Below are 20,200 nucleotides of genomic sequence, written 5' to 3'. Positions count from 1 at the left end.
GTTAACAACAGCTGCTGCCGCTGCAACAGCCCGACGCGGCTTGCTCTTCCGCTACCTTAATCGCTGCCCAACGCGCCAATTCGGCTCGATTGGGATAACGACCAGCCAATGCGACTTCACCATCGACCAGGATCAAGGGCAGGGCTTCGGCGCCGGAACGTTCCAGAAAGGCTTTTACCACCGGGTTCTCGGCAAACGCCAAGGGCGTTTGGGCCAGATTAAAGCGCTCAATGTCGGCACCGTTCTGCTTGGCCCAATCGACATCGGCCGCAAACCCCACTAACTGCTGATCGACTTCCACACCGCAAACCCCGGTGCTGCAACACAAAGCGGGATCGAATATTTGAATGCTGGTCATGAGGTAACTCCTTAACAATTAAGGCAACAAGGTGCCGATGCGATCCAGTTCGGCTTTCAGGCGCTGCGGATCATTTTTTAATTCTTCCAACGGCAAAGCAAAAAACTGCTCGATGCGATGGCGCAGAATGCCATAAGCGACCATGAAGGCGGCGTCGATTTCCTCGTCTGTACCTTCAACATGGGCGGGATCTTCGACGCCCCAATGGCTGCGCATGACCGGACCCAAATAGGTCGGGCAGGTTTCGTTGGCGGCATTGCCGCAGACGCTGAGCACGATGTCCGGCGTTACCGGCAGGTCGTTCCAGGACTTGCTGTAATAGCCCTCGGTGGATATGCCTTCTCTGGCCAGCAAGGCCAGCGAGCGCGGGTGGATCTTGCCGGTGGGTTTGCTGCCGGCGCTCAGACCATGCCAGCCGGCCGGCGCCAAATGATTGAAAGTGGCCTCGCCAAGGACGGAGCGGCAGGAATTGCCGGTACATAGAAATAATACGTTCATGATGGAGTGTCGGTCTGGGTTGAGGGTAGAGAATCTTTGGTATCCGTGTCATTGCCGGAACAGGCTGAAAGCGACAAGCAGGCATTGCCGTTGCAACAGTTCTCGGTCAGGAACGCCAAAAGCTCGTTCATCGCCGCAAAGTTGGCGGTATAAATCACGAAACGGCTTTCGTTGCGCGAGCTGACCATGTTCGCATAAGCCAGTTCCTTCAAATGAAACGACAGAGAAGAAGGCGCAATGCCGGTGGCTTCGCTGATTTTGCCGGCGGCCAAACCTTCCGGGCCGGCTTGGACCAGCGCGCGGTAAATTGCCAAACGGGATTCTTGCGCCAGTGCAGCCAACGCGATAACAGCAGTTTTATTTTCCATATTTCAACGATAATTGAAATATGGAAGTGAGTCAATATTTGCATCGGTTTAGCGGACTGATAGCCGGTGAAATTGGCGGTATTGAAGGGGAAATTCATGCCAATAAAGAGCAGCCATTTACGCAGATGGTCCTGGGGAAGTTATTTTTCGCACGCTACACTGGCACAACGCGTGGCTTATCATGTGATGCTTGATGTGTTAAGGATGCGCAGCAGACTGGGAGCTTTTTCCCAAACCCGATTCAGGGAGTCGTCCCTGATTTTTTGAATACCGCCAAAGTGCAGGAGCCATGTTCAACACTATTTTCAAAGTATTAAGCAAACCGCTTGGTCTTGGCTTAATAAGCCTTTTGGCCGCTTGCGGCAATATGCCGGCCAAGCCCAATACCACCGATTTATCTTCGGCAAACTTGCCTGCCGTTGCCGCCGAATTTATCACCACCCGCGCGGGTGAAGAGCACGACCACGAAGCACACCAGGCATTGCCGGCAGAAGTTAGCTGGCGCTTTTGGCGCGATAGCCGGCAGATTACGATAGAAAGGCCGCAATTGGGGGTGGGGGAGCTGTGGCAGTTAAATGACCGGGAGCTTACCCATCGCAAGTTGTATCACCAAGACCGGCGGGCTATCGAATTTCAGGCCGGCGATTTGCGCATGCTGGAAATCGCGCCGTCCTGGCAAAAATTGGCGCTGTTAGTGGATAGTCAGCTGCTAGATAAGCTGATAGCCGAGGAAGTCGAATGGACCGACGGCATCCCCACTCGCGAATATCAAGGCAAAGTTGCGGACACCGAATGGCATGTGCTGATGCGTCTGGATTTGGCCTTACCGCTGTTGATCGAACGTCAGCAAGGTGATTTTTCCGAGCGCACAGAGTTATTGCACGCTTATCCGCTCCGGGCCGCGCCTTGGCAACCCACCTCCACTCAGGGCTACGATGTGATCGACTTTGCCGATTTGGGCGACAAGGAATCCGACCCGTTCGTGATCAAGGTGCAAGCGCAAATGGGCCATGAGCATCACCATTAAGCGCGGTAGATCCGTCAGGCAAAAAAAAGCCCGCTGTATCGCGTACCAGCGGGCCCGAGTACTACTACAGAGCTTACAACTAATCCATAAAACTTAAGGTGCCGGCAAAATCCGATTTTGCGGGCCGGGGGCTACAGTACCATTGACGCTAAAGTAGTTTTCCAGCGCGTCCAGATCCAGCGCGCCGCCCAGACGATTGCTGCCTTGCGTCAACACATAATACTGATCGCCGCCGTCCGCCATGAAATTGTTGACGGTAATCCGATAGCTGGCGGCAGGGTCGACCACGATGCCATTGATTTTGATACTGGCGGGATCGACGTTATCGCAAGCCGTGCCTTTTTCCTGCCATGCGTAACTGAAGCTGTTTGAGACTTGCAGGATACGGTTGAAAGGCTGGCCGGTTACGGGTGCGCTTGCCGGATAACCTACAGTGCAGCCGGTGAACTGTTGCTCCAGCAAGGTATGGATTTGCGCGCCGGTTAAGGTCAGCGTTACCACGGTATTGCCGAAAGGTTGCACGGTAAAGGCTTCCGCGTAAGTAACCTTGCCGTCACCTTCGCCGGCGGCGCTCGACGGATAGGTCAGGTTGGCGCGGATGCCGCCGGGATTCATGAAAGCCGCCACCGCTTCGCCGAAACCGACGTTTTGGGTAGCCAGCAATTGCGCGTCGGCAATCACGTCGCCCAGCGCCGATTCGCCGGCCGCGTTGGCCGTAGTGGTGATCGCCGCGCTGACGCTGCCTATCACCCGGTTAGCGATAGGGGTGGACAGGGCTTTGTAATTGTCGACGATGGTTTTAATCGCCGCGTTAGGTGTGATGCCCGTGTTGCGGCGATCAACGACGATGTTTTCCGCGTTGACGCTGCTGACTTCGCCGTTGGCGGTGTTGATGGCCACGTCGATGTCGGTCAAGACCCGGCCTTGCGAATTGGCGCTGGTCACCGAAATCAAGCGGCCGGCTTTGTTGGCGATTTGGCAGTTATAAGCTTGATGGGTGTGGCCGGAAATTACCAAATCCACTTCGTCGTCCAACTGGTTGACGATGGTTTTGATCGGCGAGCCGTCCAAACCGCCGTCGCAGCTGTTGATGGTCGATGCACTTTGCGTGATCGGTATGGTGCCGCCTTGATGAATCAACACCACCACCGCTTCGACGCCGCGCGCTCGCAATTTGGGTATCAAGGCGTTCACCGTGGCCGCTTCGTCTTTAAACTCCAGGCCGGCCACGCCGGTGGGGGTGACGATGGTGGGGGTTTCTTTCAAGGTCATGCCGATAAAGCCGACCCGCACTCCGCCCACCACTTTTACCGCGTATTGCGGAAAAAGGGTTTTGCCGGTTGCAGTTTCTACGACATTGGCGGCCAGGAATTTAAAATCAGCGCCCTCGAACGGCACCGGCGTACCGACCGCCGCGCCTTGGCAGGAGTTCGGATCGGTGGGATGGCAGCCGCCGTTTTGCATGCGTTTGAGTTCGGCCTTGCCTTCGTCGAATTCGTGATTGCCGACCGCGTTAAACTCCAGACCCAGGCGGTTCATGGTTTCGATAGTCGGTTCATCGTGAAACAGCGCGGACACCAGCGGCGTGGCGCCGATGATGTCGCCGGCCGATACCACCACGGTGCTGGGATTTTGGTTTTTCAAATCGCTAACATAACCGGCCATCCAGTCCACACCACCGACCGGAATATTGGTAGATGCCGCGCTGCTGGGTGTTTGCCGGAATGTGCCCGGCGATTCTAATTGTCCGTGGAAATCGTTGAAAGCGACGATTTTGATGGTGACGGTAGGGAGGGTGGTCACTGCATGAGCAAGGCCAAACGCGCCTAAACCCAGCGCAATGCCTGCGGCAAGTTTATTTAATGTCATTGGTTTATACCTTACTTAGTGGATTTGCGGCGACGCGAGACCCAGCCCAGCAGGCCGGCACCGGTTGCGTATAAGCCTGCAGCGGAGGGCAAAGGCACCGCCGTAAGAGTTTGTAATCGGATCGCACCGACAGTGGCGTTAAGTGGGATTCCCTCGTCATCTAAAGCTGATTGGATTAGTACGCCAGTGATGCTGTAATTTCCGGGAGCAAGTTTAAATATGCCCCGGCTGAAGTTGGCGTCGTTGAAGGCAACATCAAAATTGGTACCCAGATTGTCTGGATAGCTATTGGTCGGGGTGGACATATTTGTAACCCAAATGCTCGATGGTGAAGAACCATAGGGCGTTTGATTATTAAAGGGGATGCCGTTTCTTATTACCAGAAATTGATCGCCAGCATAGCCGCCATCTACTACCTGTAAAATAGCGGTTTTCGTTAAAGAAAAGTCAAAGCTCAAAGCATTGTTATCCAAATCTATCCATTCCAATTCACCGGAAGTAGATACTGAATTGTCTACGTCGAACGCATGCCAGGCGCCGTCGGCATTAATGGTAATGGCCTCGGCTTGCGTGCAGATTGCCGACAGCAAGGCCACGGCAAGAACAGATTTTTTGATCATTTAGAGTGCTCCGATTTCGACAGCCGGCAGGTTTTTGTTATCAGTCGCTGGCTGCTCGTTCATATTGGGTTGAGAGGTATCTGTCGCTATGGGTAAAGCAAGTACAGCCTAAGGATATTTTGTGATGAACATATGATTGCTCAATGAAGATTTCGTGAAATGTAATACACGGGGGGAGGGTTTTATCCCGGCGGTGGCTTTGGCCTGCGTGGTTAGAATGCAATCGATGGCATTCGCGGAATGAAGTATTTCTGGATGTAATTAGTCCGGCTTGGTTTTCGACTGTTTGAGCACAGAGCTTGGCTGTTGGGCAAAATAACTCCAGTGATGAGGTTCTGAGCTTGGCTGATTGAGTTCTGAAGTGGAATGATTGAGAAAAAAGCTTGGATGACGGAGAAATTTTCTCGGTTGTTCGAGTTCGGAGCTTGGTTGTTGGACAAAATAACTCCAATGATGAAGCTTTGATCTTGGCGGATTGAGTTCTGAACCGGAACGACCAAGAAAATTTCTTGAATAACCGAGTTTCGAGCTCGAGTAACCGAGAAAATTTCTCGAGTGATCGAGCTCTGACCCAGAATAGCCGAGTTATTTTCTCGATCATTGGACAAAATAACTCCAACCGTGTGGTTCCGAGCTTGAATGATGGAGAAAACTTCTCGGTTGCTTGGGGTCGAAGTGTCGCTATCGCGACGATTGTTTATAAGTCGGTTTTCGGACCGACGGCCGAGATACTTTCTTTTGCTCCGCCAAAAGAAAGTATCCAAAGAAAAGGCGGCCCGGATACCGCTTGTTCCCTGCGCTCCTCGGGTTTGCACGGGCTTGCCTGAAGGGGCTTCCCAGCCCCTGCATGCAACGCGCCGCATCCCTGCGGCGCCCCTGACGGGCTATTCCGTTCAAACCCTCCGGTGCTCGGCGCTGCATACGGGAGAAAACCCCGCCGCGAAGTTTGAAATCCAGCTAATATTTGCGCAGTTTTGTAGGGCGCATTAGCGATAGCGTAATGCGCCGAATGCTTGAGGCCATCACGCGGCGCAATAAAGCTACGCCTATTGACGCCCTATGAATTGCGCCTCATGGCCTTTTTGTTTGTGCTATATTTCTGCCCACTCTTTACGCGTTTATATGGAAATTTAAGTATGTCGGGCGCTCAGCCAGACCCAAAATTATTGATAAGATTTAGTTGCGCAGAAGGCTTCTTCGGTCTTCCGCGTCGCTACAGCCCAAAGAAGCCTTCTGCGCTTCCTTAAAGGTAAAGAGTAACTCGCGTTGGTAAAAGATTTAAGGAGGGTGTAAGAATTTTTGTGTAAACGGCCATGAGGTAGGAAACTACCGATCCTGATGAGGATGAAAAAATGACCGTATCACCCAAAGCCATTCCTGATGAATTACTCGATGCCTTAATGTCGAACTATCAAACACCCGAAGACCTGATCGGTGCCAATGGACTGTTAAAGCAGTTGACCAAAGCCATTGTCGAACGCGCCCTGGAAGCGGAAATGACCGCGCATTTGGGCCACGGCAAGCATGAGGCGGTGACCAACGCCAATAGCAATGCCCGTAACGGCAAGAGCCGGAAAACGCTCAAAGGCGACTTCGGCGACTTACCCATCGAGATTCCCCGTGACCGTCATGGCGAATTCGAACCCCAGATTATCGCCAAGCATCAACGGCGCTGGACGGGCTTCGACGACAAGATCATCTCGTTGTACGCCCGCGGCCTGACGGTACGGGAAATCCAGGCCCATCTATTGGAGATCTATCACACGGAGGTGTCGCCCACCTTGATTTCCTCGGTGACCGACGCGGTCCTTGAGGAGGTGAGCGCCTGGCAAACCCGTCCGCTGGATCCGATTTACCCCATCGTCTACCTCGACTGCCTACACACCAAAGTGCGGGACAGTGGCAGTGTGCGGATCAAGGCGGTCTATCTGGCTATTGGTGTCAATCTGGACGGCCACAAAGAGGTGCTGGGGCTGTGGATTGCCCAAAGCGAAGGCGCCAAATTTTGGCTGCAAGTGGTCACCGAGCTCAAGAACCGTGGCGTCAACGACGTTTTTATCGCCTGTGTCGACGGTCTAAAGGGGTTTCCGGAAGCGATCGAAACCGTGTTTCCCAAAGCCACTGTGCAGTTGTGCATCGTGCACTTGGTCCGTAACAGCCTTAACTACGTCAGCTACAAAAGGCGCCAGTCGGTCGCCGACGACCTCAAGCGTATCTATCAAGCCGCTACCGTCAGGGAAGCCGAACAAAAACTGGCCGAATTCGAGGCCAACTGGCACGAAGCCTATCCCACCATTGCCCCGATCTGGCGACGAAACTGGGACCGTATCATCCCGTTTTTCGACTATCCGCCCGAGATTCGCAAGGTGATCTACACCACTAATACCATCGAATCGGTGAACCGAAGCCTGAGAAAAATCATAAAAAATCGCGCGATCTTCCCCAGCGATGACGCATTATCCAAGTTGCTCTATCTGGCATTGAAGAATATCAGCCAAAAGTGGACCATGCCCGTCTATGACTGGAAAGCCGCATTAAACCGGTTTAGTATTCAGTTCGAAGACCGAATCCCTAACCGATAACTTAAACCCGTTTACACAAAATTCGGGATGCCCCCGATTTAAGATTAGAACATCTGAGCTCTTTCTCATTGGAAGGCTCAGAAGTTTTACTGACTCCTCCTATTATCTTTGCATGCGGTGGCAATACAGATGTCCGTTTGCCAGAACCTGAATCTGTTCGTGGCTATTTTATCCAACACGTCGCATCAAAAGAGCCACAGTTATCACCTTATATTCAATTGGCCGAAAATTTTAAAGATTGGCTGCACGATTCTAAGTATTCAGATCTTAAAACCTTTGAAGAAGACTTGGCGCACATTTCATCTTTGATATTGTTGTTTTTAGAAAGTCCTGGAACTATCGCTGAGTTAGGTCTGTTCTCAACGAACATTAATTTGATAAAAAAGCTAGTTATTTTTGTTGGTGCGGATCATTTTGGTAATGACTCTTTTATCAATTTAGGTCCCTTAAGATATATAGAGCAAAAAAACCAAGAAGCAATATACAGTTATCCTTGGAAAGATAAAGATATAAAAAATACTGTCAAAAATCATTTAGTAAACATCTCTCAGGATGTTAAGGATTTGCTAGAAAAGAAGCATAAAAAAGAGTTTTTTGATAAAAATAATCCAGGTCATATTGCTTTTCTGGTGTTTGAGATTGTTTTGATTTTTAAGGCGTTAAAATATAGTGAAATCTTTAATTTTTTGGCGTGCTTGGAGTTGTCGATTTCAAAGCCTAAACTTACAAGGCTTCTATTTCTTCTTGAAAAATTGGAATTAATTTCTAAAAAACGTTATGGTGGAAGTGACTTTTATTTTCCTATTCAGAAAAATAGTCGAGTCAGTCTTTCCCTAAAAGATAAGGATAATAAAATTGATAGATTGACTTTAACGATGGCTGCAATGCAGTTCTACACACAAGACCCCAACGAGAGACATCGTCAAACAATGCTTGGTAGTCTTTTTGTAAAAGAAGAAACCGGCGTCAGGTTATGATTTTACAATTTCTGTCAAATTTGCTTAATTTAGAAAAAAGAGAAATTATAAAATTTATAGCTTCTTCACCTTATCGGTATAAAGTTTATTCTATACCCAAACGGAAAAAAGGGGAGTTTAGACTGATTTCTCAGCCGTCCTCGCAGTTAAAATTTATTCAAAAAGCGACTTTGGATCATTTCTTCTCTGATCTTCCTGTACATAGCAGTGCAATGGCTTATATAAAAGGCAAAGGGATTAAAGACAATGCTTTAATGCACGCGGGAAATGCTTTTATGCTGAAAATGGACTTTCAAGATTATTTTCCATCAATTAAGCCAGAAGACTTTGTTAATCATATAAAAAGCTCATCCCAATTGAGGTTTTCGGAAGAGGATGAGTTTGTTGTTTGTAGACTCTTTTTTTGGTCGCCAGTTAGGGGTAAGCCGTTAGTAATGAGTATCGGAGCTCCTAGCTCTCCATTTATCTCGAATACTGTTATGTATCCATTTGATGAGAAAGTTGATTCATACTGTAAAAATAATGGGGTAATTTATTCACGTTACGCAGATGATTTGGTTTTTTCGACGTGCTCACCACAAATATTGTCCTTAGTGCCTAAATTTATTGAGGAAACTATAAGATTATTGTCGTATCCAAAGTTAAAGATAAACCGAGAAAAAACAGTTTTTTCCTCAAAAAAGCATAATAGACATATAACCGGCCTAACAATAACAAATGAATCTACCGTATCAATTGGTCGAGCAAGAAAGAGATATGTAAGTAGTCTTGTTCATAGATATACTCTTTCCCAGTTGGATAATGCACAGATAGTTTATTTAAAAGGATATTTGGCGTTTTGTTCTGACGTGGAAATCACATTTGTAAAACGATTGGAGAAAAAATACGGGGAAAGTGTTATTTCCGAATTGCTTAAAAATACTGGCGGATAAGCTGGATAGGGTCAACGCCGTTAAGTTAAGCCCCCTCTCCCGCGGGGACAATGCCGTTTAGTTAAGGCTTAACCGTTCGCCCTGAGCGTGTCGAAGGGTGAATGGTTAAGTCGGGTAGATACTCTGTTCAAAAGCAACAAATTTCATCATCTTTTACTCAGCGATGATCGATTCAGGGATGGCATAAAACCGTGTGTTATCGAACGGCTGGTCGTGCTTCAACATGCCATGGATCGCATGCAACAATTTACGCATGACAGCGCAGACAGCTTGTAACGGTTTCTTGCCGTTGTCGATCAGATGCTGGAAATAAGCTCGCACATGTGGATCATGCTGTTTAGCACTCAAGGCCGGCATATACAACGCGGAGCGAATATGCCGGTTACCGGCTTTGGACAGCCGCATTTTCTTGTGTATGCTTTTGCCGGATTCAAAGGCCTTGGGATCGAGTCCGGCAAACTTGCCCCATTCACGGTGCGACAGATTGGGCGGCAATAACAGCAGTTCGCCCATCAAGGCAATGGCGCTGGTTTGGGCAATGCCTTTGATGCCGGTCAACAGTTCGAATATGCGCTGAAGTTCCGGATGCTTGTCGATCAACGCTAGCGCCTCGCTAGCCAGGGTATTGATGCGCTTTTCCAGTTGACTAATCGCCAGCTTGGCATCGCGCAGCAAGGCCTTCGGAGTTTCCTCTGTCGCACTCAGCGCATGCAGATGATTTTTCGCGGCGGCCTTTTGACCGGTCAACGCATCGATGCGACGAGCATAATAGCGCAAGGCTAGGCTTTGATTTGACGGACGAGTCCAGGCGACGAAATTCATGCGCTCGACATATTCAGCCAGGGTATTGGCATCGACAGCATCGGTTTTACTGTTTTTCATCAATACCTTGGCGAAGTTATGCGAGGCCTTGGGATTGACCACCATCACAGGAATACCGGTGTCATGCAGCGCAATCGCCAGATCGAAATGGTAAATGCCGGTGGCTTCCAGGCACACCTTGATGCCGGGTAATTTGATCAGCTTATTGACCAACCGGGTACGGTCGCTACGGGTATTGGCATATTTTTGCGGATCGAACGGCTTGCCGTTCTTGCGGATCACCAACACCAATTCATCGGCTCCCACATCCACGCCGGCAAACAGGCGATGGACAGATTCAGCGGTAGTGTTGAGCGGGCGGTTCGTCATAATCGTTTTTGAATACAGTTAAAGGGAAGTACACTATTCATCGGTTCCCGACCCTGCACATGCACCTACCTTCCTTGTGTATGCAGGCTCTTAGCCTCGGATACTCCACGGTATGGGTGAATAGGGCGGGGGCCAATCTACACGGACAGGCTCTGGTAAACTACCAGTCCTCAGGGTGGGACGGCCTCCCAATGAACGATGACAGCTTAATCGGTTTTTCTGCGCTATCGGTTGTTAAAATTCATCATACAAGGGTGGGCACGGTTTTTGTGCCCACGCGGCATTAAATTATTACCGCTAACGGTGGGCAGAAAAGCGTTGCCCACCCTACGTTTTTTGATTTTCCACTTGATTTCGGGAGCGGTTTTCTCCCGTTATTCCGTCCCGAGCATCGCAGTTTTTGGCGAGAATAGCCCGCAGGGGAGCGGCAAGGATGCCGCTCGTTTTCGGAGGGCCAAGGATGGCCCTTCCGAAAACCCTCGGCAAAAGCAAGACGCGCAGGATTAAGGCGGAATGTCGAGTGGCCTTTTCTTTGGATACTTTCTTTTGGCCAAGCAAAAGAAAGTATCGCGGTTGTCGGTCCGCGAACCGACGTTAGAAAAAGCCGTCGCGCTAGCGATACCGAATTCTCAGTCCTCGAAAGGGGGTGAACAAATTTAGCCGCGCTTCCGCCGCATCCCCCCAAAACTCACCACCACCCCACTAACAAACAACCATAAAGTGGCCGGCACCGGCACGGCGGTAATATCAAACCCACGACTGGCATTAATCCCCATCGGGCCTTGGTTCAAAAATATCAAACCTTGATTGAAGTCGGACAAATCGGCAGCGATAGCCAGCGAAACCTGGCCGGCAGCCAGGGCTTTAAAATGCAACGTCGCCAGATTGAATGACTGCGCTGTCGATGGATCGCTGGCTATGCCGGGAAACGCCGAGCCGGCCGCATGCAGATTAACCAACAAGCTATCGTCGGAAAATAGTGGATTGATGGAACTGCCCTGAAATTCCAATAGGCCGGCAATCGAGCTGGTGGCATTTAAGCCAAAAGCCAATAACTCATCGGTGTTGTCGCCCGTGAACAGATCGTGCGCGACCACATCGATATCGAAAACATCGCCAACGTGGATATTATTGGTGGTCGTTTCCAGGCTGAAGGAGATGGTCGCTGCCCGGCAATTGGTGGCAGTCAACAGCAAGCTGACGCTGCATAACGCTATAGCACAAATCAAGTTTTTCATATTGTCATCCTAAAAATAATGTATCCAAGGCCACCGGCAAAGGGGTTGTCGGTGGCCATCCGGGTTATTGAGCGCTAGCTGAAGCGGTATAGCTGTTGTAATAGCCGTACCAGATCCGATAATCGGCGTAAGTCACACAACCAGTCGCGTCATAATCCGCTTCCCGGTTAAAACCAACTTTGCCGCTGCATTTACCGACTTGCGCCTTGATTAGATTGGCGTCGCTGGCATCCACATCGCCGTCGTTATCCAGATCCCCCGGTACGAACAATTTGATCAACAGCGGATCGTGGTCGGATGAACGATAAGCGTCCGCCGCGTAAAAACTGCTGATTTGGCCGGCGGTTTTAAACTCGGTGTTGTAATCCAGCGCGCGCGGTTCGTCGGCGTTGATGTGCCATTCGCCGGCGGCTTTGACTTGCGGTGCTAGGCTGGTGTTGGCTAGGCCGTGATCCAGATAACCGGCCGCGCCGTCGAACACATAGCTGTAAGCCACCTGATTGCCGACGAAAGTCTCCAGCAGGTTTTGATAGCCGGCGTTTTTCAGGGTGCTAATCGGATCTTCCTGGGCATAGCTGTTCAGGTCGCCTATGATCAGCGCATTGCTGGCACCGTTGTGGGTAGGATCGCCGGCCAGCCAGCTAGCCAAGGCTTGGGCGGCAGCCGTGCGGGTTTGGTTGCAATTGCCTTGGCCGTCGCCGGTGTCGGGGTCGTTGACATCAACGCAGTCCGAGCCTTTGGATTTCAGATGGTTAACCGCTACCGTCAGCAATTTGTTGGAGGCTTTGTCCAGGAAGGTTTGGGCGAGGGTGGGGCGGTTTTTGGTGTCGATAAACTGCGGATTGATCGAGGAATCCAGAATCGCCACATTGCCGACCACCGACACTTTCGCCGGCTTATAAAGGATGCCGACCGCGATTTCGTCGCTACCGACTTTGCTTAAACCAGGATTGATGAAAGCGTAAGTGCCGGCGCCGGCCAGTTGATTCAGGCCGTTGACCAGATCGGCAATGGCGCTGGTACTGCCGTAACCGTCGTTTTCGATTTCCATCAAGCCCACCACATCGGCGTTCAAGGCGTGGATGGCAGGAATGATTTTGTCGCGCTGGCGGTTGAATTCGGCTAGCGTATTGGCGCCGCGCGCAGTCGGGAAACCGCCGCCGACGCCGTTACCATTAAAGTAATTTAATACGTTGAAGCTGGCGATTTTCAACGAACCTAAGGCGGACAGGGCCGGAACCGGGCCGCGCGCGTTGGCGGCAACAAAGGTCAGAGGTTGGGTCGGTTGCAGGCGGTAGACGCCAAAATCGTAAGCCAGCACGCCGGTAGCTCCCACCACCGCATCGCCGCTACGTAATGGCGTGGTGGCGCTCAGGCCGGTCGGTTGCGGATAAATCACCGGGTCCGGATTTTGGGTATTGGAGCCGTCGTCCACCAGCAATTGGTTTAGCAGGTTTTGCGCGGCCACATCGTTGGCGGCCTGGCCGGGCGCGGCGACTTGGGTGGGTGTCAATAGCCGGCCGCCGGAAGACAGCAGGAATTCGCCGTAACGGGCCAGGTTGTAATTCTCGGTGACCGACAGGGTCTGCGGCAACTGCACCAGCATGCCTTCCCAACGTTCCGGATCATTGCCGGCGCTATCGAAGGGCAGGCTGACTTCCGCCGCCGCCGGCAAGGCGTTGCTGCTGGAGCAGACTTCAACCGAACTGATACTTTCCAGGCGGGTCATGCCGAAAGGTTCGGCAACGGTACCTATGATATGCACCTTATCGCCGGCATTGACCGGGATGTTGGAAACCACGAACAGACCTTCAGATGTAGCCGGGTTATTATCAGAATCGCTGCCTTGTTGGACGAAAAAGCCGCTCAGATTGCTGCTGTCTTGGAAGTCGGCGCTGACCACGGCTTCGACGTGTTGTACGCTGCCATTTAGTGGACTGACGCCGGCGCTACCCTGGATGGCGCTGATTAACGTGGCGGGTTGGCCGCATTGCGAGGTGGGCGGAGGCGGCGTGCTGCCGCCGAAAGTTTGCCCGGTATTGCTTGAGCCGAACGTATTGGCCGATGCCGCAGCCCATGTAAAATCTTCATAGCTGCTGCCGGTGCCTTTCAATTGCAGCGACTGGCCTACGGGAACACTGGATTCGCTGACACCAATGTCTACCCCCACTTTACCGGCGGCGGGGCCGCCGACAGCAGTAAAGCTGCCTTCGTAGCTTAAAAATTGCACAACGGTGCTGCCGTTGACTAAGGCCATGCCATCCGGCGCACCGTTCTGGATGCCGTCGGTTGGATAGCTGAAGCTCAGCGTACCGAAGCCAGTGCCGGATTGATCAGCAATCACACCGCTCAGCGCTTTCGTGTTATAGCTGGCGCCGCCGTTGCCGTTATACAGCACCAGCGACCAACCGCTGAGGTTGGTGCCGGCCGGTCCGGCAATTTCGATGGCTTCGCCGGAATCGGTGCCGCTGTTGTCGTAATGAATTTCGTTGATGAAAACCGGCGTGGCAGCCTGGGCGTTACCGAAGAAACCGAGGGTGCTCACTGCCGCCAGCAGCGGAAAGCTGCGCATGTTTTTTGCGATCATGGTCGGATTGTCTCTGTGCTTAAAAATCAGTAAACAGGCTTAGTGCCTGAGCTGACTCGCAGATATTCACGCTGCTCGGCCCAAGAGGCGGGCGGTGAGCGCGTCGCGGGATAGTTTCCAAAATTCTGCAAGCCCGGTCGTATTTTCCGGGATAACGCGGGAGGGAGGGTTAAGATACCGTGACGGTTTGCGGAAGTTTTGGTGACATGTAATACAAAGGCGGCCGGGCCGGTCGTGCCAGGGGTTTAGCAATTTACCGGACGGCGGTTTAACCAAGATACGGCAATTCTCCGTCATGCTGCTGTTCCAGTAGCGGCGTTTCTTGTGCCAGCCAGTGGATTAATTCCAGTCTGCCGTCCTGATGCTCAACGATAGCTGTACAACTTTCCACGAAATCGCCGGTATTGACGTACAGGAATCCCTCTATTTCCTTGATTTCGGCATGGTGGATATGCCCGCAGATCACGCCGTCCAGGCCTTCGTTTTTTAGGGTGCGGACAATGCTTTCTTCGTAATCGGAAATAAATTGCACCACATTCTTGACTTTGAATTTAACGAAGGCGGCCAGCGAAAAATGCGATTGCCTGCCGAACAGCCGTCTAAATAGCCGCAGGAATCGGTTGATTTCGATTAGCCAGTCGTAACCCAGGCTGCCGATCTTCGCCAGCCACTGATGATGTTTGGCGATGGTGTCGTATTCGTCGCCATGCACGATCAGGAAGCGTTTGCCCTTTACCGTAGTATGAATATCCGAATTTTTGACGACGATGTCGCCGAATATGTAATCGTCGTAATCGCGGACGTTTTCGTCGTGGTTGCCGGGTATATAGATGATTTGCGTACCGTGTCGGGCTTTACGCAAGATTTTTTGAATGATGGTGTTGTGATCGCGCGGCCAATACATTTTTTTGGACAAGGCCCAAAAGTCGATGATGTCGCCGACCAGATACAGCTTTTCGCTGTCGTTATGTTTCAAAAAATCCAGCAGGGCATCGGCCTGGCATTGGGTCGAGCCAATGTGCAGGTCGGAAATCCAGATGGTTCGATAAAAAGAGGTATTCATAAGCAAACGCCAAATATTGGTATCGGACGAAGGCTATTCTTGTCTGCGTTTATGACAGCAGCATGACAGCGCATGCTCGTCATTTTTCTGCGGACGAATGTGTGCAACAGTTTTTTCGGGAGTCTTTGGTAGGGCGGAGACGGTATCTTTTTGGGTGTTCTTATAAATATTTGTTTTCAAAACAATGGCTAACGCGCCAAGTTTTGCGTGTTTACATAAATTTGTCACATTCCTGTCACTTACTTGTTCTAAGGTTTTGCTATTGCCGAGCCCAGGCTAAACAAGCGTGAGAATTGCCGATGACGAATCAAATAGACACTGTAAATAATGTACATACCTTGCATATCTATGACACCGAGTTGGGGCATATGCATAGTTTGATGCTGGATATGACGGACCTTTTGGTTTATCAGCTGGAGCAGGCCATGCAGGCGCTGGACTATGGTGATGCCGAACTGGCGCAAAAAGTGATTTCGCGGCATAAAAAGGTCAAGCATTTCGAAAGCAAAATTGATGGCGAAGTGTTGAGCATCATTGCCCGGCATTGTCCGGTGGCAAATGATCTGCGCTATGTGATTACCACTTCAAAAATCGCGGTGGAGTTGGAAAAGATTGGTTTAGAGATTGTCGATTTCGCCAAGTTGATTACGGTGTTGTTCGATCCGAATACCAGCGACCCCAATCAAAAGCTGTTAACCGACATCGTCAAAATCGGCGGATTCATTAAGTTGATTCTGGATAAATTAATGGTGGTTTTCGAAAGTCGCGATTCCATGCAAGCCTATGCGCTGTTGCAGTGTGACCGGGATTGCGAATCGGAATTGCAGGAAGGCATTAAACACCAATTAGCCTTGGTGTTACACGATTCACGCATGATCCGTAGGGCTCTGGATATTATGCAAATGATGAAAGCCTTGGAGCGTTGCGGCGAGCATTGCCGGAACATCGCGGAGCATGCGATTTTCATGCTGGACGGTATTGACGTGCGGCATGGCGGTTTGGCGATGCTTGCTAACAACAGTAACAATCCAAACTGATTGACTGGAAATGCGCCAGCTTGGTTTTAGAGGCAATCTTTGACAACGAACCCTGTCAACAAAAACACTTATTTGCAAAATACTGTTGTCGATGGCGTCCTTAGAGAGTTGATGGACATTCGCGCGGAAATGGTTGCCGAAACCACGGCGTGCCAACTACGTGTCGATCAGGTTTACGTCAATAATCGGGATAGCGCTCGAAATCTCCTGCATTATCTTGCCCTGCGCCGCCGCGATCTAAGGCCTTTGCAATTAAAACTGGCGGCCTTGGGGTTGTCTTCGTTGGGGCGAGCCGAATCGCATGTGCTGGCAACCGTTGATGCGGTTTTGGAAGTTTTGCATCGCTTAACCGGACAGGACTGGATACCGCCAACCCAAGAGTCGGTAGTGGTGGATTTTGCTGCCGGCGAGCGGCTGCTTGTCGATCATACCCATTGTTTGTTGGGGGCGGCCGCAAACGGTCGCGGCGTGCGGATCATGGTGACGATGCCCAGCGAAGCGGCAGAAGACTATTCGCTTATCCATAACTTGCTTGAGCAAGGTATGGATTGTATGCGCCTCAATTGCGCCCATGATGACTCTGCTGCGTGGATGCAAATGATAGCTCATTTGCGGCAAGCCGAGCACGCCTTGGGCAGAACCTGCCGGGTAGTGATGGATTTGGCCGGCCCCAAGCTACGCACGGGTCCTCTCGATCTTCGGTTGGCGGTACTTCGAATTCGTCCGACTCACGACGACCATGGTCGGGTCACCGCGCCGGCGCGTGTCTGGTTAACAGCTGAGTCCCAGCCAACTGCTCCGCCTTCATTGGCTAACGCCGCCTTGCTATTGCAGGCTGAATGGCTGTCCCGTTTATATCTGGGCGAACAACTGAAATTCAATGATGCTCGCGGCGCCAAGCGGATGCTTACTGTCGTTGACATTACCGAGCAGGGTTGCTGGGCGGAGGCGAATCAAAGCGCTTATATCGTTCTTGGCACCGTTTTGCAGCACGAGCGGAAGGTGGCCCATTCCAATGATCGCGAAGTGACGATCAATGTGTTGCCGCAAGCGGAAAATGCCATTCTGCTAAAGCAGGGCGATTTATTGATTCTGACTCGTGACCTTGCGCCTGGTAGGCCGGCAACTTACGACAGTAGCGGTCAGGTGCTGACGCCAGCCATGATCGGTTGCTCCATTCCGGAGGTTTTTGACGATGTTAGAGCGGGGGAGCCGATCTGGTTCGACGATGGCAAGATTGGTGGCGTGATCGATAGAGTTGAGGCAGCTCAAGTTCTGGTCAGAATCACTCATGTCCGTTCGCGCGGCGAAAAACTAAGAGGCGATAAGGGGATCAATCTGCCCGAGAGTAGGCTCAGCGTCGGTGCGTTGACTCCAAAGGATATCGATGATCTAGCTTTTGTGGTTGAAAACGCTGACGTCGTAGAATTGTCTTTCGCCAATGGTGCTCATGATGTCGAGTTGCTGCATGAACATATGGCGCGTCTGGGGGATAGACGGCCGGCGATCGTGCTAAAAATTGAAACCAGGCGGGCGTTTGAAAACTTGCCGGCCATGTTGTTGGCCGCTATGCGAGCGCCTTGTTGCGGAGTGATGATTGCTCGCGGCGATTTGGCCGTGGAATGCGGTTTTGAGCGTCTGGCCGAGGTGCAGGAAGAAATATTATGGATTTGCGAAGCCGCCCATGTACCGGTGATATGGGCGACGCAGGTTCTGGAAACCCTCGCAAAGGAGGGGATGCCATCCCGTGCTGAAATTACCGATGCGGCAATGGGGGATAGGGCGGAGTGCGTGATGATTAACAAGGGGCCGCATGTGCTCAGCGCGGTGCGAGTGTTGGACGATATTCTCAGGCGCATGCAGCAGCATCAAGCCAAAAAGCGTGCCATGTTGCGCGAACTACGGCTGGCGCATACCCTGACGATCCAGCAAACCTCGATAGACGAGTGTATCTTGACCGACATAATTATTTAGCGCCATTAGGGAGTAAGGAAATGAGCCATGTTTTGCAGTTCCCGCTTCAAGATTTTGATGCTTACTGTACCGATTTGCACAAACTGAACCTTAACCCGGGTTATCTGATGTATACGAATCAGCATGCTGGTAACAATCAGCCTGCGGCTCGATTGATACCGCCAAGTCAGCTCGAGGCTGCCTTGGCTCATATCAATGCCCCTTCCGATGAGACATTTAAACATTTAGTGCAACTAGGTGCCTTATTGGATACGGAGTGGGATCGCAAAACCGATAATTGGGTGATAGTTTCTTTCGAAGGTTGGGAAGTGCTGCACAAGGCATTTTGTCGATTGAACCTTAGGGTTGAAAAAACGATGATGGAGTTAATTGGGTAAGCACTTAGCAGTAGCGCACTGCTTTGTAGCTCTCTGAAAAACAAAAAAGCCGGCATTGCCGGCTTTTTTATGTGGGTAGGCCTGTAACTGTTATTTGTGAATTTCCAAATGCAAGGCCCGGTATTCTTCGGTCAGTTTGTGCGTCGGTGCATAGTGAATCAAAGGCTGGGCATCGCTATGCGATTCGCGGACTTTCACCGAGGTGGAAATCTTGGTTTCCAGTACCGGCAAACCCTCCGCTATCAGCTCCTCAACCAGCTGCCGGGGCAGGTTGGCCTGTTTTTGATATTGGTTGACGATAACGCCTTCTACTTCCAATCTATCGTTATGATCGGCTTTGACTTCAGCGATGGCGCGCATCAGCGTGTACAGCGCTTCGCGGGCGAAGGTGTCGCAATCGAACGGGATCAGGCATTTTTCAGCAGCGATTAAGGCGGACAGGCTGTAAAAATTCAGGATAGGCGGGGTGTCGATGTAGATTTGATCGAAACCTTCCAGTTTTTCCAGCGCTTCTTTTAATTTGTAGATTTTATGCCGCGACTCCAGCCGGCTTTGTAAACCTTCCAGATCGGTATGCGACGGCAGTACATACAGGTTTGGGAAGGGGGTTTCGTGAATCAAACCGTCCAAGCCTTCCTTGCCGCCGCCGAATAAGCCCAGCCCAAGGCTGTCCTTGAAAAAGTGGGCGATGGTTTTGTCGGAATCGGCAACCTTATTGCCCAGCAGATACTGGGTGGAGTTGCCTTGCACATCGAGATCGATCACCAGGGTTTTTTTACCCTCCACGGCGCTGATGGCTGCTAGGTTGCAGGTAATGGTAGATTTACCCACGCCGCCTTTCTGATTGAAAATCACCCTGCGCATAATCGCCCTCGATTGCTAAAAAATAAAAGCCTGCATTATAAGGTTAAAGCCTGCAATATCAACAGCGTGAGAAACTGCTGCCTTTACACTCCGGGCAGGCCGGCATAATGCTGGTGGATTTAAAGGCGATTTGCTTGCCGCAGGCATCGCACACAAAAGTGCCGGGGCCGGCCACTTCGCCGCTCTTGTACGGATGATACAGTTTGGCTTCCATCTCCAACGCGGCCAGTTTGACCTTGGTTTTGTCGGCGATGTCCATGAAGGCATCCAAGGCAAAGTTTTCGATCAAATCGATGTCAAACTTCAACCATTCGGACAACGAGTTGCTGTCGTCTTGTTGCGACGGCGCGGTGGCGACATGTTCAACGTCGCGCATCACATAGTCGGCGATTTTATTGATTTCTTCTTGCGTGTGGCCGCCCAGCGCGCTGGTTTTTTCCTTGGCTATTTCCAAGGCGTCGGCGACGGAGTGCAAGGTATCGTCCAGAGCTTCGTAAAGATGGCCCATCAGATCGTCGTACGCTTTGATCAGTTTGTTTTCGCCCATGGCTGCTCCTTGTGTTGTTTTAATTTTCACGCTTTAGCTTTAAGCGTCTCTAAGGTATTCTAGCGCCTTTTTACAGCAAAAGACGAATAGG

General features: G+C 51.1%; 19 protein-coding genes. 7 read left to right on the top strand and 12 right to left on the bottom strand.

The genetic code is table 11. The features are described from left to right. Position 1 precedes the first annotated feature (1 nt). The 3 genes from arsD to EBA_RS16550 are packed head-to-tail and all read right to left on the bottom strand — an operon-like array spanning position 2 to position 1,224. Entirely contained in the window at positions 2 to 358 is a 357-nt protein-coding gene (gene arsD, locus EBA_RS16560) for an arsenite efflux transporter metallochaperone ArsD (RefSeq protein ID WP_192375736.1), read from the bottom strand. An 18-nt stretch (positions 359 to 376) separates the two neighbouring features. Next, positions 377 to 856: an arsenate reductase ArsC gene (locus tag EBA_RS16555; protein ID WP_192375735.1), complete on the bottom strand. Its 480-nt coding sequence runs from the start codon at positions 854 to 856 to the stop codon at positions 377 to 379. Further along, on the bottom strand, positions 853 to 1,224 hold the full coding sequence (locus EBA_RS16550) for an ArsR/SmtB family transcription factor (protein ID WP_192375734.1): 372 nt from the start codon (positions 1,222 to 1,224) through the stop codon (positions 853 to 855). Before EBA_RS16550 ends, EBA_RS16555 begins: the two co-directional genes overlap by 4 nt. Before the next feature lie 289 nt (positions 1,225 to 1,513). Between EBA_RS16550 and EBA_RS16545 the strand changes: the two genes are divergently transcribed. Next, complete coding sequence (locus tag EBA_RS16545; protein WP_192375733.1) at positions 1,514 to 2,251, top strand: hypothetical protein; 738 nt, start codon at positions 1,514 to 1,516, stop codon at positions 2,249 to 2,251. A 93-nt stretch (positions 2,252 to 2,344) separates the two neighbouring features. Here the strand turns inward: EBA_RS16545 and EBA_RS16540 are convergent, their stop codons facing one another. From EBA_RS16540 to EBA_RS16530, 3 genes are all read right to left on the bottom strand, one after another. Further along, positions 2,345 to 4,120 carry a bifunctional metallophosphatase/5'-nucleotidase gene (locus EBA_RS16540; RefSeq protein ID WP_192375732.1) on the bottom strand — a complete coding sequence of 592 codons (1,776 nt, stop codon included), beginning with the start codon at positions 4,118 to 4,120 and terminating at the stop codon, positions 2,345 to 2,347. Positions 4,121 to 4,131: 11 nt separating this feature from the next. After that, positions 4,132 to 4,740 carry a VPLPA-CTERM sorting domain-containing protein gene (locus EBA_RS16535; RefSeq protein ID WP_192375731.1) on the bottom strand — a complete coding sequence of 203 codons (609 nt, stop codon included), beginning with the start codon at positions 4,738 to 4,740 and terminating at the stop codon, positions 4,132 to 4,134. Positions 4,741 to 4,952: 212 nt separating this feature from the next. Beyond that, positions 4,953 to 5,603, bottom strand: coding sequence for a hypothetical protein (locus EBA_RS16530; protein WP_192375730.1), 651 nt, complete (start codon positions 5,601 to 5,603; stop codon positions 4,953 to 4,955). Positions 5,604 to 6,092: 489 nt separating this feature from the next. Here EBA_RS16530 and EBA_RS16525 point away from each other — a divergent pair, with 489 nt between their 5' ends. The 3 genes from EBA_RS16525 (at position 6,093) to EBA_RS16515 (ending at position 9,231) form a co-directional block, all read left to right on the top strand. After that, positions 6,093 to 7,322, top strand: a complete 1,230-nt coding sequence (locus EBA_RS16525; RefSeq protein WP_192374356.1) for an IS256 family transposase — start codon at positions 6,093 to 6,095, stop codon at positions 7,320 to 7,322. Positions 7,323 to 7,390: 68 nt separating this feature from the next. Then, positions 7,391 to 8,299: a retron St85 family effector protein gene (locus tag EBA_RS16520; protein ID WP_192375729.1), complete on the top strand. Its 909-nt coding sequence runs from the start codon at positions 7,391 to 7,393 to the stop codon at positions 8,297 to 8,299. Further along, on the top strand, positions 8,296 to 9,231 hold the full coding sequence (locus EBA_RS16515) for a retron St85 family RNA-directed DNA polymerase (RefSeq protein ID WP_192375728.1): 936 nt from the start codon (positions 8,296 to 8,298) through the stop codon (positions 9,229 to 9,231). The genes EBA_RS16520 and EBA_RS16515 overlap by 4 nt, the downstream gene beginning before the upstream one ends. 153 nt (positions 9,232 to 9,384) lie before the next feature. Here the strand turns inward: EBA_RS16515 and EBA_RS16510 are convergent, their stop codons facing one another. From EBA_RS16510 to EBA_RS16495, 4 genes are all read right to left on the bottom strand, one after another. Then, positions 9,385 to 10,422, bottom strand: a complete 1,038-nt coding sequence (locus EBA_RS16510) for an IS110 family RNA-guided transposase (protein WP_192374473.1) — start codon at positions 10,420 to 10,422, stop codon at positions 9,385 to 9,387. Positions 10,423 to 11,078: 656 nt separating this feature from the next. After that, entirely contained in the window at positions 11,079 to 11,660 is a 582-nt protein-coding gene (locus EBA_RS16505) for a PEP-CTERM sorting domain-containing protein (protein ID WP_192375727.1), read from the bottom strand. A gap of 64 nt (positions 11,661 to 11,724) precedes the next feature. Then, entirely contained in the window at positions 11,725 to 14,247 is a 2,523-nt protein-coding gene (locus EBA_RS16500; RefSeq protein WP_192375726.1) for an ExeM/NucH family extracellular endonuclease, read from the bottom strand. Between the two features lie 268 nt (positions 14,248 to 14,515). Then, positions 14,516 to 15,310, bottom strand: coding sequence for a UDP-2,3-diacylglucosamine diphosphatase (locus EBA_RS16495; protein ID WP_192375725.1), 795 nt, complete (start codon positions 15,308 to 15,310; stop codon positions 14,516 to 14,518). Positions 15,311 to 15,609: 299 nt separating this feature from the next. Here EBA_RS16495 and phoU point away from each other — a divergent pair, with 299 nt between their 5' ends. The 3 genes from phoU to EBA_RS16480 are packed head-to-tail and all read left to right on the top strand — an operon-like array spanning position 15,610 to position 18,698. Then, entirely contained in the window at positions 15,610 to 16,347 is a 738-nt protein-coding gene (gene phoU / locus EBA_RS16490; protein ID WP_192375724.1) for a phosphate signaling complex protein PhoU, read from the top strand. A 39-nt stretch (positions 16,348 to 16,386) separates the two neighbouring features. Beyond that, positions 16,387 to 18,321 (top strand): pyruvate kinase, encoded by a 1,935-nt coding sequence (locus EBA_RS16485; RefSeq protein WP_192375723.1) that lies wholly within the window; start codon positions 16,387 to 16,389, stop codon positions 18,319 to 18,321. Positions 18,322 to 18,341: 20 nt separating this feature from the next. After that, positions 18,342 to 18,698 carry a hypothetical protein gene (locus EBA_RS16480; protein ID WP_192375722.1) on the top strand — a complete coding sequence of 119 codons (357 nt, stop codon included), beginning with the start codon at positions 18,342 to 18,344 and terminating at the stop codon, positions 18,696 to 18,698. A gap of 90 nt (positions 18,699 to 18,788) precedes the next feature. On the opposite strand, the gene EBA_RS16475 is transcribed toward EBA_RS16480, so the two are convergent. Beyond that, positions 18,789 to 19,562, bottom strand: coding sequence for a ParA family protein (locus tag EBA_RS16475; protein WP_192375721.1), 774 nt, complete (start codon positions 19,560 to 19,562; stop codon positions 18,789 to 18,791). 58 nt (positions 19,563 to 19,620) lie between these two features. After that, on the bottom strand, positions 19,621 to 20,109 hold the full coding sequence (locus EBA_RS16470; RefSeq protein ID WP_192375720.1) for a zinc ribbon-containing protein: 489 nt from the start codon (positions 20,107 to 20,109) through the stop codon (positions 19,621 to 19,623). Between the last annotated feature and the right edge of the window lie 91 nt (positions 20,110 to 20,200).

Origin of the sequence: Methylomonas albis (genome assembly GCF_014850955.1) — a bacterium.
Lineage (GTDB): Bacteria > Pseudomonadota > Gammaproteobacteria > Methylococcales > Methylomonadaceae > Methylomonas > Methylomonas albis.
The sequence above is the reverse complement of the archived record's forward strand: the minus strand, read 5'-3'. Positions and strand labels throughout refer to the sequence as shown.

Coding starts and splice junctions, on each gene's coding strand:
- arsD (WP_192375736.1), bottom strand. CDS start 358: ATGACCAGCATTCAAATATTCGATCCCGCTTTGTGTTGCAGCACCGGG.
- EBA_RS16555 (WP_192375735.1), bottom strand. CDS start 856: ATGAACGTATTATTTCTATGTACCGGCAATTCCTGCCGCTCCGTCCTT.
- EBA_RS16550 (WP_192375734.1), bottom strand. CDS start 1,224: ATGGAAAATAAAACTGCTGTTATCGCGTTGGCTGCACTGGCGCAAGAA.
- EBA_RS16545 (WP_192375733.1), top strand. CDS start 1,514: ATGTTCAACACTATTTTCAAAGTATTAAGCAAACCGCTTGGTCTTGGC.
- EBA_RS16540 (WP_192375732.1), bottom strand. CDS start 4,120: ATGACATTAAATAAACTTGCCGCAGGCATTGCGCTGGGTTTAGGCGCG.
- EBA_RS16535 (WP_192375731.1), bottom strand. CDS start 4,740: ATGATCAAAAAATCTGTTCTTGCCGTGGCCTTGCTGTCGGCAATCTGC.
- EBA_RS16530 (WP_192375730.1), bottom strand. CDS start 5,603: ATGCGGCGCGTTGCATGCAGGGGCTGGGAAGCCCCTTCAGGCAAGCCC.
- EBA_RS16525 (WP_192374356.1), top strand. CDS start 6,093: ATGACCGTATCACCCAAAGCCATTCCTGATGAATTACTCGATGCCTTA.
- EBA_RS16515 (WP_192375728.1), top strand. CDS start 8,296: ATGATTTTACAATTTCTGTCAAATTTGCTTAATTTAGAAAAAAGAGAA.
- EBA_RS16510 (WP_192374473.1), bottom strand. CDS start 10,422: ATGACGAACCGCCCGCTCAACACTACCGCTGAATCTGTCCATCGCCTG.
- EBA_RS16505 (WP_192375727.1), bottom strand. CDS start 11,660: ATGAAAAACTTGATTTGTGCTATAGCGTTATGCAGCGTCAGCTTGCTG.
- EBA_RS16500 (WP_192375726.1), bottom strand. CDS start 14,247: ATGATCGCAAAAAACATGCGCAGCTTTCCGCTGCTGGCGGCAGTGAGC.
- EBA_RS16495 (WP_192375725.1), bottom strand. CDS start 15,310: ATGAATACCTCTTTTTATCGAACCATCTGGATTTCCGACCTGCACATT.
- phoU (WP_192375724.1), top strand. CDS start 15,610: ATGACGAATCAAATAGACACTGTAAATAATGTACATACCTTGCATATC.
- EBA_RS16480 (WP_192375722.1), top strand. CDS start 18,342: ATGAGCCATGTTTTGCAGTTCCCGCTTCAAGATTTTGATGCTTACTGT.
- EBA_RS16475 (WP_192375721.1), bottom strand. CDS start 19,562: ATGCGCAGGGTGATTTTCAATCAGAAAGGCGGCGTGGGTAAATCTACC.
- EBA_RS16470 (WP_192375720.1), bottom strand. CDS start 20,109: ATGGGCGAAAACAAACTGATCAAAGCGTACGACGATCTGATGGGCCAT.